The organism is Gemmobacter lanyuensis, from assembly GCF_014652355.1.
GTDB lineage: Bacteria > Pseudomonadota > Alphaproteobacteria > Rhodobacterales > Rhodobacteraceae > Gemmobacter > Gemmobacter lanyuensis.
The window spans coordinates 586,622-599,117 of sequence record NZ_BMYQ01000001.1 but is presented as its reverse complement, the minus strand read 5'-3'; the positions used below and the strand labels follow the sequence as shown (position 1 = coordinate 599,117).

Below are 12,496 nucleotides of genomic sequence, written 5' to 3'. Positions count from 1 at the left end.
AAGGAAAAAGGCGCAACCCCGGCCGGGTGGCGCCTTTTCTATTGCGGGGGCCTTTGGGGCCCGCTCATTCGGCAGCGGGTGGGCCTTCGGGGGTCAACACCGTTTCCCCCACTGCCGCGGCGCGGGCAAGCGCGGGGTCGAGGCTCATGGGAATATACTCTCCGCGCCGCCAGCGTTCGCCCAGATTGTCGTAATGGCGGCTCAGAGGATGGCCCGACTGCCCGGTCGAGGTGATGAAGACCGAACTGTCGGGATCGGCAAAGTCATAGACCCCGCGGTAGCCTGCACCATGCACGTTCAGATAGGGGTTGCTGCCCTTGCCCGCCGTGCGGCCACGCATCAGCGTATGGTCGTCGCCGCTGGTGCTTTGGCGAATATTCACGAAATAGCGCAGCACCGGGATGTCGCCCAGAACCGGGTGATCCTGCGCCGCCTGGTGCAGATCGCCCCAGCGCCAGCTTTCCACATTGGGGCCATAGCTTTCCGACAGGCGCAGCAACGCCTCGTCCAGCGCGATGCGGGCGATATCGGTGCAGCTTTCCTTAACGGCCGATTGCACCACGTCGCACCAGGCCGAGGCACCTTCGACATCGCGGTAGACCCGTTCCAGGAACAGTGGTTCCACATGGATGAATTCATCCGCCATCGGCCCGATGTCGTCGCGGATCAGCTTGTCCTGCAGGGTCCGCATCCAGGCCTGATAGATCAGCGGTTCGGGCAGATGTTCGTTCATCTCGCCGTTCCATTTTGCCAGCAGATCCAGCGCCTTTTGCCGCATCCGTTCGGGCGTGCCTTCCGGCGCGGGCTCGCCCGTGAACCACAGATCGGCCCCGACCAGCGGCAGCACGTTGCGCGCGGCGGGGCTGACGGTATCAAGCTGCGCCTCGATAAAGCTTTCGCGGGTATGCACCTCACGGGTTTTCATCAGCGTCAGCCAACGTTGGATACGCTGCGTATCGCCCCAGTCAAAGCTGACATGCATCGGGAAGGGGCGGTCAACGGTCTTGTTGTTGGTATTGCCGAGGATGCCACTGACCGGATCGACGAAACTGGGGTTGTCCTCATAGGGCAGGATGCCCTGCCAGCGGTTTTCGGCTAGCCAGCCGGGGGCGGGGATGCGGCCCTGGCTTTGGTGCTTGGGATCGCGCAGCGGCAGGGCGCCGATGACCTGCATCGCCACGCCCTGACGATCGGCCAGCATCAGGTTCTGGGCAGGGGCGACGAACTGCCGCCCGGCCTCGATCGCCTCGGCGCGGGTCTGCGCGCGCATGAGCTGAAGCGCCGCGCTCATGGATTTGTCCTTGCCCGTCAGCGCCGTCCATCCCAGCGAGACGACATGCCCCGCAGGCGTGATGGAAGCGAGGTCGTAATGCGACCCCGGCATCACCGGGCCGTTGTCGGTCCAGCGCAGGGTGATGGTGACGGGTTCGGCATCCTTGACCTGGATGATCGTGCGGCGGGTGACGAAGTCCTTCCAGCCGTCAGGCGTGCGGTATTGCGTGGTGTTCTCGGGGTTTACCTCTTCGATGAAGAGATCCTGATCATCGACATAGGCCGAGGTGAGGCCCCAGCCCAGCTGATCGGACCGCCCCACCAGCACGGCGGGCATGCCGGGGATGGTGGCGCCGATCACGCCGCCCGATTGCAGCTCCAGCCGCGCGAGATACCAGAGCGACGGGGCGGTAAAGCCCAGATGCGGATCATTGGCAAGAAGCGATCCTCCCGCGGCCGAGCGCGAGGGCGCCGCGGCCCAGGCATTCGACGCCCCGGCAAAATCGCGCCGCGGGAAGGGCGAAAGCACATCGCCGGCAATCTGCAGCGGCATCTCGGAGGGCGCGACACCGGGCACGAGGCTGGCATAATCCGGCAGCGCCGCCACGCCCTGACCCGGATCATCGGGCAGGATATCGCGCAGGCGCGGGCCCGGCAGCAGCAGCGACATGCGGGCGCGGATCACCTCATTCTCGATCTGGCCCGACAGCTGCAGCGCCATCAGCTTGAGGATGGCAAGGCTGTCGGTCGGTTGCCAAGCGGCGATTTCTTTCGAGAAGAAGAAGAATTCGGGCGCGCCGCGCCCCCGCGCATCCTTGTTCACCTGCGCGATCCAGGCATTGACGCCTGCGGAATAGGCTTCAAGCGCGGCACGGGTGGGCGCGTCCTGTTCCGCCAGCGCCTCGCGGGCGAGGGTTTCCAGATCGTAGCGGCGCATGAGTTCGTCAATCCGCAGAGTGCGGGTCCCGAACAGCTCGGACAGGCGGCCCTCGGCGGTGCGGCGCAACATCGTCATCTGCCAGAGCCTGTCCTGCGCGTGGACAAATCCCAGCGCGTAAAAGACATCGGCATCGGTCTTGCCGAAGATATGCGGCACGTTGTCGTTGTTGCGGACGATATCCACCGGGGCCGAAATCCCTGCGACGGTGAAATCCTCATCATAGTCGATCAGGGATCGCGACAGGAACCAATAGGCGATCACGACCGCCAGCACCGCCATCACGATAAGGCCGGTCACGATGCGGATCAGCCAGCGGAAAAGCTCGAGCATGGGAAGGGTCCTTCTGTCGGGTTCCTTGACCTTGAAACCGAGTTGGGTTCCTAGTCCATCCTGCGGCAAGGAGCAATCGCAGGAGGGATCACCATGGCGAAAGTCGCATTTCTGGGTCTGGGGGTCATGGGCTATCCCATGGCCGGGCATCTGCAGGCCAAGGGTCATGAGGTGACGGTCTATAACCGCACCTTCGCCAAGGCCGAGGCCTGGGCCGCAGAGCATGGTGGGCGGGCGATGCCGACGCCGCGCGAGGCCGCCATGGGCGCCGATTTCGTGATGGCCTGCGTGGGCAATGATGATGATCTGCGGTCGGTCTGTCTGGGGCCGGAGGGCGCCTTTGCGGGCATGGCGGCGGGCACGGTGTTTGTGGACCACACCACCGTTTCGGCGCAGGTCACGCGCGAGTTGGCGGCGGTGGCCGCGGCCGAGGGCAAGGGCTTTGTCGATGCGCCGGTGTCGGGCGGGCAGGCCGGGGCGCAGAATGGCGTGCTGTCGGTGATGTGCGGCGGCGCGCAGGTGGATTACGACCGGGCCGAGCCGGTGATCGCCGCCTACGCGCGCATCTGCCGTCGCCTGGGGGATAGTGGCGCCGGGCAGCTGGCCAAGATGATGAACCAGATCTGCATCGCCGGGCTGGTGCAGGGTCTGGCCGAAGCGCTGGCCTTTGGTCAGAAGGCGGGTCTGGACGGCGCGGCCGTGGTCGAGGTGATCAGCCAGGGCGCCGCCGGCAGCTGGCAGATGGCCAATCGGCACAAGACCATGCTGGCCGATGAGTTCGACTTCGGCTTTGCCGTGGACTGGATGCGGAAGGATCTGGGGATCTGTCTGGCCACCGCCGACGAGATCGGGGCAAGCCTGCCGATCACCGCACTGATCGACCAGTTCTACAAGGAAGTGCAGCTGATGGGCGGCGGGCGCAACGACACCTCGTCGCTGATCCGGCGGCTGACACGCTGAGGCGGGCGTCGGCGCGGGGGGCTGTCTGCCCCCCGCGGGCCTGCGGCCCTTCCCCCCGAGGATATTTTTGCCAAGGTGAACAGGAAGGCCGGGTTTTGGCCCCCGGCGGTTTTGCCCGTGTTTGGCGATGCTTTACGGGATGATGCGGGTGTATTTGGTGCCCGATAGCGTGGCGCCGGCGATCAGGCCTGCCTGTCCGAAAACAAGGGCGATGACGGGGTCCATTTCGGTCGTGTCTTTCCCGATGCTCGCCCCCTGTTCCGGCGTGGCGTATTTCAGGTCGGCCCCCGCGGCCCAGCCCTGTGAGCGGCGGAAATCGGCAAGGGCCGATTCCGTCATGAAAAACAGCGCATGGGCATATTGCTGCGCGCCGATCTGGAAGCCGACCGAGGCCTTGGCGGCACTGTAGTAATCGACCGTCACGTCATTGATGCGCAGCGCGCCGCGCCCGAAGGCCCCGCCGATGCCGAAGCCCGCCTCGGTGACGAGCGGCATATACAGCACGCCAAAGGCCTTGCCCGCGAGATCGCGCGTGCCGGGGTATTGGCCGAACAGGTAGTTCCGGGTTTCATCGACCCGCGCGTCGATCATGGCGGCGCCATTGCTGCCGATGCCATTGCCGCAGGCGGAAAGTGCAAGCGCCGCACCGGCACTGCCGATCAGGGTCCGTCTGGAAATCATCTCTGCCTCACTGCCCAAGGGTCAATTGCCCGTCTTCGGGTCTGTTTCCCAGATATAGCGGTTTTATGGGCGGCTGTCACGATTTGCGCGGGGCCTTCGGCGGCGGCTTGCCGGGGCGGTCAGCCGCGCAGAAGCCGTGCCACCTCGGGCGCGAAATAGGTGAGGATGCCATCGCAGCCCGCGCGCTTGAAGCACAGAAGGCTTTCCATCATCGCGGCCTCGCCCTTGATCCAGCCGCGGTCGGCGGCGCCCCGGATCATCGCGTATTCGCCTGACACCTGGTAGGCATAGGTCGGCACGCCGAATGCGTCCTTCACGCGGCGGCAGATGTCGAGATAGGGCATCCCCGGTTTCACCATCACCATGTCGGCGCCTTCGCGCAGGTCGCGTTCGATCAGGCGCAGGGCCTCATCGCTGTTGCCGGGGTTCATCTGATAGGTCTTCTTGTCGCCCTTGAGCGCGCCGGACGCCCCCACGGCATCGCGGAAGGGCCCGTAGAAGGCCGAGGCATATTTGGCGGAATAGCTGAGGATCGTCACATCCTTGTGGCCCGCCCCCTCCAACGCGGTGCGGATCGCGCCGATGCGGCCATCCATCATGTCGGACGGCCCGAGGATATCGGCCCCGCAATCGGCCTGCACCAGCGCCATGCGGACCAGCGCCTCGATGGTTTCATCGTTCAGGATGATGCCATCGCGCACCAGCCCGTCATGCCCATTGGCGTTGTAGGGATCGAGCGCGATATCGGTCATAATCGCGATGTCGGGCACGGCGGCCTTGATCGCGCGGATGCAGCGGTTGGTCAGGTTGTCGGGGTTCCAGGCCTCTTCGCAGGTCTCGGTCTTGACCGAAGGGTCGGTGTAGGGAAAGAGACAGATCGCCGGAATGCCGAGGCCCGCCGCCTGTTCGGCCGCCTTCACCGCCATGTCGATCGAAAGGCGGAACACCCCCGGCATCGAGCTGATCGGTTCCTGCACGCCTTCGCCATCGCGGATGAAAATCGGCCAGATCAGATCATCGACCGTCAGCACCGTTTCCTGCGTCAGGCGCCGGAGGCTGTCGCTGCGCCGGATGCGGCGGAAGCGGGCGGCGGGGTAGGCGGCTTGGATCGGGCGCATGACGGCTCCTTCTGGCGGGCAAAGGCTGGCACAGCCGCAACGCCCCGAAGGACCTGTGCGGATTTTTTTCTGCCTGCCATGGAAAAAGCCGCATCGCAAGGTTAGGAATGCCGCAGACTGCCTGACGCCGCCGGCGATACCCCCTCCGGTGGCCCGTTGTTTCGGAGCCTGCGCGTGGAGCTTTACCAGACGATCGTCGAGCTGATCGACATGCGGTCCTTCTCGAATCTCTGGTTCTGGATCATGCTTTGCGTGCAGTGGTGGATGGTCAGCCACCGCATATTGGGTGTGCCCTTCGACATGGTGCTGCGGGCGCGGCGCAAGGGCGGGCAGGCGCAAGAGGATCTGGAGACGCTGGCCCGTGTCAATGTGAACCGGCTGCTTTACATCACCCATATGTCGGGCCTTTGGATCGTGGGCTTCGTGGCCTTTGTCCTGACAGTGCTGGGGGTGGCAGGTTTCGGCTATCGCATCGAATTCGCGCAGGCAGTCTTCTGCCTGATGTTCCCGCTGACGGCGGTCTGGGGGCTGTCGCTTTGGGCCGCGCATCGTATTGCGGATGGCGAACACCGGGGCGAGGCATTGCAGGCGCGGCTGATCAAGCTACGTCTGGCGGTGCAGGCGATCGGGATGGTGTCGATTCTGATCACCTCCATTTATGGCATGTATCAGAACATGACGATCAGCGTGCTGAACTGAGGCGGCACGCAAGACAGGACAGGTCAGGGCCAGATGGCGGAACAGGCAAGGATCATCCTCGGCGGGGCGCCCGAAGGATATGACGCGCGGCTTTTGGCGAAAGAGCTGTCCCGCGGACGGCCGGTCGTGCATGTCGCGCGCGATGACAAGCGGATGGAAGCGATGCGCGCCGCGCTGGCCTTTTTCGCGCCGGGGGCGGTGGTGCTGGATTTTCCGGCCTGGGATTGCCTGCCCTATGACCGCGTTTCGCCCAACCCCGAGATCTCGGCCCGCCGGATGGCGACGCTGGCGGCGCTGTCGCATGGTGTGCCGGGGCCTTTCGTGCTGTTGACGACGCTGAGTGCGGTGACCCAGCGCCTGCCTGCGCGCGATCAGGTGCGCGGGGCGTCCTTCAGCGCACAGGTGGGGGCGCGGGTCGATGAATTCGCGTTGAAAACCTTCCTTGTCCGCATGGGGTTTTCCCAGGTGGCGACGGTGACCGAACCGGGCGATTTTGCCGTGCGCGGCGGCATTGTCGATATCTTCCCGCCGGGCGACAGCGGGCCGGTGCGGCTGGATTTCTTTGGTGACGTGCTGGATGGGTTGCGCCGCTTTGACGCCGAAACCCAGCGCACCACCGAGAAGCTGACGACAATCGACCTTGCGCCCATGTCCGAGATCATGCTGGACGAGGCTTCGATCACCCGCTTTCGCCAGACCTATCGCATCGAATTTGGCGCAACGACCGATGACCCGCTGTATGAGGCGGTCAGTGCGGGGCGCAAGCATCAGGGGATGGAACACTGGCTGCCCTGGTTCCATGACCGGATGGAGACCTTGTTCGACTATCTGCCGGGCGCGTCGGTGATGCTGGACGATCAGGTCACGCCCGCGCGGATTGCCCGTTGGGAAGGCATCGTCGATCAGTATGAGGCGCGGCGCGACCAGATGGCCGTCAAGGGCCGCATGGATACCGTCTACAAACCCTGCCCGCCGCAGGCGCTCTATCTGGATGAAAACGCCTTTGATGCCGCCATCGGCGGGCATCGGGTGATCCAGCTTTCGCCGCTGGCGCAATCGCCGGGGCCGGGGGTTCTGGATGCGGGCGGGCGGATCGGGCGCAATTTCGCCCCCGAACGCCAGCAGGAATCGATCAGCCTGTTCGGCGCGCTTTCGTCCCATGTGAAGGCGCTGCGCGAAGAACGGCAGGTGATCATCGCCTCATGGTCGGAGGGCGCGCGCGAACGTTTGCGCGGGCTGCTTGAAGATCAGGGCCTGTCAGCCGCGCACGAGGTGCAGGACATCCGCGATATCCCCGAGGGCAAGGGCGGTCTTTTCGTGGCTGTCTGGGCGCTGGACGAAGGCTTTACCGCGCCCGGCCTTGCGGTGATCTCTGAACAGGATGTGCTGGGCGACCGGCTGGTGGGCAAAAGCCGCCGCAAGCGCAAGGCCGAGAACTTCCTGCAGGATCTGGGCACCCTGACGCCCGGCGATCTGGTGGTGCATGTCGAACATGGCGTGGGCCGCTTCATGGGGCTGGAAACGCTGCGCGTGCCGCTGCCGCCCGCGAACAAGGCCGGCCCGCCGCATGAATATGTCCACCTCGTCTATGCCGAGGAGGCGAAGCTTTACCTGCCGGTCGAAAACATCGAACTTCTCAGCCGCTATGGCCATGAGGAAGGGCTGCTCGACCGGCTGGGCGGGGGCGCCTGGCAGGCCAAGAAGGCCAAGCTCAAGGAACGCATCCGCGAGATTGCCGACCGTCTGATGCGGATCGCCGCCGAACGGCATCTGCGCCACGCGCCCATCCTAGATGCCCCCCATTCCGCATGGGAGGCCTTCTCTGCCCGTTTCCCCTATCAGGAAACCGACGATCAGCTGTCGGCGATTTCCGATGTGGTCAGCGATCTTGAGGCCGGAAGCCCGATGGACCGTCTGGTCGTGGGCGATGTGGGTTTCGGCAAGACCGAGGTCGCCATGCGTGCGGCCTTCATCGCCGCCATGGCCGGGATGCAGGTGGCGGTGATCTGCCCGACCACGCTTCTGGCCCGCCAGCATTACCGCAGTTTCGCCGAACGCTTCCGCGGCTTCCCGATGGAGGTGCGGCCGCTGTCGCGCTTTGTTTCCGCCAAGGATGCCGCCGCCACCCGCAAAGGGTTGGAGGAGGGCACCGTCGATATCTGCGTCGGCACCCATGCGCTTTTGGCCAAGGGGATCAAGTTCAAGAACCTTGGGTTGCTGATCATCGATGAGGAACAGCATTTCGGCGTGGCCCACAAGGAACGACTCAAGGAGATGCGGGCCGAGGTGCATGTGCTGACCCTGACGGCAACGCCCATTCCGCGGACGCTGCAACTGTCGCTGACGGGGGTGCGGGATCTGTCGATCATCGCGACGCCGCCGGTCGACCGTCTGGCGATCCGCACCTATGTGAGCGAATTCGACACCGTCACCCTGCGCGAGGCGCTGTTGCGCGAACGCTATCGCGGCGGGCAGAGCTTCTTTGTCGTCCCGCGCCTGTCAGACCTGCCCGAGATCGAGGAATTCTTGAAAACCCATGTCCCCGAGGTGTCCTATGTCGTGGCGCATGGTCAGCTTGCGGCGGGCGATCTGGATGAACGCATGAACGAATTCTACGACGGCAAATATGACGTGCTGCTGGCCACGACCATCGTGGAAAGCGGCCTTGATATTCCGACCGCCAATACGATGATCGTGCATCGCGCCGATATGTTCGGCCTGAGCCAGCTTTATCAGATCCGCGGGCGGGTGGGCCGGTCCAAGACCCGCGCCTATTGCTATCTCACGACGAAGCCCCGCGCGGTGCTGACGCCGCAGGCGCAAAAGCGGCTGAAGCTGCTGGCCAGCCTCGACAGCCTTGGTGCCGGGTTCAACCTGGCCAGCCATGACCTTGATCTGCGCGGCGCCGGGAACCTTCTGGGCGAGGAACAGTCAGGCCATATCAAGGAAGTGGGATACGAGCTTTACCAGCAGATGCTGGAAGAGACGATTGCCAAGATCAAATCCGGTGAAATCAACGGTCTGGCCCCGGTGGATGATGCCTGGGCGCCGCAGATCAACCTGGGCGTGCCGGTCCTGATCCCCGAGGATTATGTGCCGGATCTCGACATCCGTCTGGGGCTTTACCGCCGTCTCAGCCATCTGACCACCAAGGTCGAGTTGGAGGGCTTTGCCGCCGAGCTGATCGACCGCTTCGGCCCGCTGCCCAAAGAGGTGAATACCCTGCTTCTGGTCGTGCGGATCAAGGCCATGTGCAAGAAGGCCGGGATTTCGCGGCTGGATGCGGGGCCGAAGGGCGTGACGGTGCAGTTCCACAATGACAAATTCGCCAATCCCACCGGCCTCGTGGAATTCCTGCAGGCGCAGGCGGGGGCCGCGCGGGTGGCGGGCAACAAGATCGTCATCGGGGTGGACTGGCCGTCCGAAAGCGACCGCATCAAGGGCGCCTTTGCCGTGGCCCGCGATTTGGCGGAAAAGATCCTGCGCCCCGAAGGCAGCGCCGAAAAGGCCAAGGCGGTGCCGGGCAGCGTGACGCCCGCCGAAGCCGCGGCCAAGGCCAAGGCCGCCGCCCCGCCGCCCCAGCCCGCCGGGCTGCGCCCCGGTGCCCGGCCGGGTGCCAAGCCCGGCGCGCGGGGGGGCAAGGTGATCCCGCCTTTCCGCCGGTCGTGACGGCATGAAAAAGGGGGCCGCGCGGCCCCCTTTCCCGTTTCTGACCCGCAGGGATCAGATGATGCTGATGTCGTTGGCAAGCTGCGCCAGACGGATGTTCGTCAGCACGATCGAGTCATCGGCATCCAGCGTGATGACGACCGAGGTCCCGACCTGTTCCGCCGAAGCCAGCACCGCCGCCGCATCGGCAAAGCCAAAGCTCGAGTCGATCCGCAGCGTATCGAGGTTGTCAACAAAGCCCGTCACGGTGTCGGCGCCGCTGCCGGCGTTGAAGTCGAAGAAGTCCGCCCCGCCGCCGCCAGCCAGCGCATCGTCGCCCGTGCCGCCGTTGATGGTGTCGACGCCATCGCCGCCGCGCACGGTATCGGCGCCCGAACCGCCCGTCAGCGCATCCGCGCCGATCCCGCCTTCGATGACATCATCTTCGCTGCCGCCGAAGATGGTGTCATTGCCGTAACCGCCATAAAGGCTGTCATTGCCCTGATCGCCGGTGATCGAGTCGCCGCCCGCTTCGCCCCTGATCACGTCGGCATCCATGCCGCCGGTGATGGTGTCGTTGTCGTAACCGCCCAGCAGGCTGTCAGCCCCGGCCCCACCCGAGAGAAAGTCGTTGCCCGAAGCGCCGTTCACGGTGTCATTGCCGTTGCCGCCAACAAGGCTGTCTGCGCCCGAATTGCCGGTGATTCGGTCGGCATCATCGCCGCCAAAGATCGTGTCGTTGCCGAGGCCGCCATCAATGGTGTCCAACCCGGCGTCGCCATAAATCACGTCTGCGCCGTCGTCACCGTTCAGCACGTCATTGCCGTCGCCCCCGCCAAGCTGGTCATTGCCGGTACCGGCAAAGATGCTGTCGTTGCCGGCCCCGGCTTCGACGGTGTCATGGCCCGCCCCTGCATACACGATGTCCTTGATTGCAAGGCCGGTGATGGCGTCGTTGCCAATCCCGGTTTTCAGGGCATTCACGCTCCAGTCATTGCCCACACCGCCGATGACAACGTCATCCTGGCTGGTGGTGACGCCGGTCAGGGTCGAGGGATACATGGAATAGCCGGGGCGGGTGATGCCGGCGGCCATTTCCGAGCCGAGCGAGGTCACATCCGTCAGCCCGGCGATGAAGGTGTTATAGGCCGAGGCGCTGGCGAAGGCGGGCAGCGGGTCCCCATCCAGCACGAAATAGCTGAACTGGTTGGCGCCCGTGGCGACGCGCAGGATCAGGGCCGCATTGTCGGGCGCCCAGCTGTATTGGGCGATCGAGCCCTGGCTGTTCAGGTCCACCCGCGTCCCCCCGACCGAGATGCCCGCCAGACGCGCGGTGCCAGTGGTCGTCAGGCTGATCGGAGAAAAGCCGGTCCCCGAGGGGGTGGTGGCCGTGGCGCGGAACGTGAAGGTGCCGTCGCCGACGACGATATTCATATTGCTGCTGGTAATTGCGCTGGCGGTGCCGCTCGAGAACGTCACCTGGATGCCGGAAAGTGCGTAAGTCGTCATGCCGTTAATCCTCACAGACTTTGTTAGAATGGGGTCTGGACCTGTTCCATTGAACGCGAGGTAACGTGGCTTTGGGGCGAAATCTGGACGAAGGTTTGCTTTCTGTGTGATTTGGTATGGTTTTAAGAAAAAAGTATGGGTCAGCGCCGTGGCAGCGCTGACATGACCAATGCCGCAAGGGCGACAAGACCCGCGACCCCAAGGACCAGTGGCAGGGGGGTGCCGTCGAAGGCCAGACCCAGCGGCGCGGCGAGGCCCACGGCCAGCACCGTCGCCAGCGCCCCGGTGACCGAAGCTGCCATGCCCGCAATATGGCCCAGCGGCTCCAGCGCCAGGGCGTTCAGGTTCCCCAGCGTCAGGCCTGCCAGCATGAAGACACTGGTCGTCCAGACAACATAAAGGGCGAAGGTCAGATTGCCCTCTGTCGCGCCGGTCCACAGGATCAACCCGAAAGCCACAGACAGCACCAGCTGCCCCCGCAGCGTCCAGCTGATCAGCAGTCGCATCCCCAGCCGCACCACCAGCGCCGCGTTCAGAAGGCTCGCGCTGCCCGACATCATGGCGATCAGCGCAAACCACAGCGGGAAGCTCTCACCCCGGCCGAAATAGGTGCCGAAGATCTGCTGGGTTGAGGAGATGGTCCCGAACAGCACCGCAAAGCACAGCGTCTGCACCGCGATCGACATGACCACGACCCGGTTCGTCAGAACATCGCGCAGGGCCGAGGCCAGTGCCGCCGCCTCCAGCGGTCGCCGCGCGGCGCGGGGCAGGGTCTCCGGCTGGCGGACCGAAAGCCAAAGGCACGAGATCAGCGAGAAGAGGATGAAGGCCAGAAAGATGCTGCGCCAGCCGAAGCCCGCGATGATGAAGCTGCCCGCCAAGGGCGCCACGGCGGGCACCAGCGTGAAGATCATCATGGCAAAGCTCATCACCCGCGCCATCTCGCGCCCCTTGTAGAGGTCGCGCACCAGCGCGAGCGAGACGACCCGCGGCCCGGCCGCGCCAAGGCCTTGCAGCACCCGCGCCATCAGCAACCCCTCAAGGCTGGGGGCAAGGCTTGCCACGAAGGCCGCGGCACAATAGAGCAGCGCCCCCGCGATGATCACGGTCTTGCGCCCGAATGTGTCGGACAGCGGCCCGGCAAAGAGCGTGCCCACCCCCATGCCCAAGACGAAGCTTGTGACCACCAGCTGCGCGGTGTTGGGGGCATCGGGGCTCAGTTCCGCCGCGATCTGCGGCAGGGCGGGTAACATGGCATCGATGGAAAAGGCGATGGTGGCAAACAGCATCGCGATCAGTGCGATGAATTCGCCCATCGACAGGCGGGGCGGCGGCGCGG

At 64.9% G+C, this 12,496-nt stretch carries 8 protein-coding genes; 3 read left to right on the top strand and 5 right to left on the bottom strand.

What is annotated here, in order from left to right; genetic code table 11:
* Positions 1-64: 64 nt before the first annotated feature.
* Complete coding sequence (locus tag IE101_RS02860; RefSeq protein ID WP_189632273.1) at positions 65-2,542, bottom strand: penicillin acylase family protein; 2,478 nt, start codon at positions 2,540-2,542, stop codon at positions 65-67.
* A gap of 93 nt (positions 2,543-2,635) precedes the next feature.
* Here IE101_RS02860 and IE101_RS02855 point away from each other — a divergent pair, with 93 nt between their 5' ends.
* On the top strand, positions 2,636-3,502 hold the full coding sequence (locus IE101_RS02855) for an NAD(P)-dependent oxidoreductase (protein WP_189632272.1): 867 nt from the start codon (positions 2,636-2,638) through the stop codon (positions 3,500-3,502).
* 132 nt (positions 3,503-3,634) lie between these two features.
* Here the strand turns inward: IE101_RS02855 and IE101_RS02850 are convergent, their stop codons facing one another.
* Together IE101_RS02850 and hemB are read right to left on the bottom strand one after the other, a co-directional pair.
* A complete protein-coding gene (locus IE101_RS02850; protein ID WP_189632271.1) occupies positions 3,635-4,183 on the bottom strand; it encodes a lipid-binding SYLF domain-containing protein in 549 nt (182 codons plus the stop codon).
* 119 nt (positions 4,184-4,302) lie between these two features.
* Complete coding sequence (gene hemB, locus IE101_RS02845) at positions 4,303-5,301, bottom strand: porphobilinogen synthase (protein ID WP_189632270.1); 999 nt, start codon at positions 5,299-5,301, stop codon at positions 4,303-4,305.
* 174 nt (positions 5,302-5,475) lie between these two features.
* On the opposite strand from hemB, the gene IE101_RS02840 reads away from it, so the two are divergent.
* Positions 5,476-6,000: a component of SufBCD complex gene (locus IE101_RS02840; protein WP_189632269.1), complete on the top strand. Its 525-nt coding sequence runs from the start codon at positions 5,476-5,478 to the stop codon at positions 5,998-6,000.
* A gap of 33 nt (positions 6,001-6,033) precedes the next feature.
* Positions 6,034-9,669 carry a transcription-repair coupling factor gene (gene mfd, locus IE101_RS02835; RefSeq protein WP_189632268.1) on the top strand — a complete coding sequence of 1,212 codons (3,636 nt, stop codon included), beginning with the start codon at positions 6,034-6,036 and terminating at the stop codon, positions 9,667-9,669.
* A 54-nt stretch (positions 9,670-9,723) separates the two neighbouring features.
* Here the strand turns inward: mfd and IE101_RS02830 are convergent, their stop codons facing one another.
* Together IE101_RS02830 and IE101_RS02825 are read right to left on the bottom strand one after the other, a co-directional pair.
* Entirely contained in the window at positions 9,724-11,157 is a 1,434-nt protein-coding gene (locus tag IE101_RS02830) for a calcium-binding protein (protein ID WP_189632267.1), read from the bottom strand.
* Positions 11,158-11,297: 140 nt separating this feature from the next.
* Positions 11,298-12,473: a multidrug effflux MFS transporter gene (locus tag IE101_RS02825; protein WP_189632722.1), complete on the bottom strand. Its 1,176-nt coding sequence runs from the start codon at positions 12,471-12,473 to the stop codon at positions 11,298-11,300.
* Between the last annotated feature and the right edge of the window lie 23 nt (positions 12,474-12,496).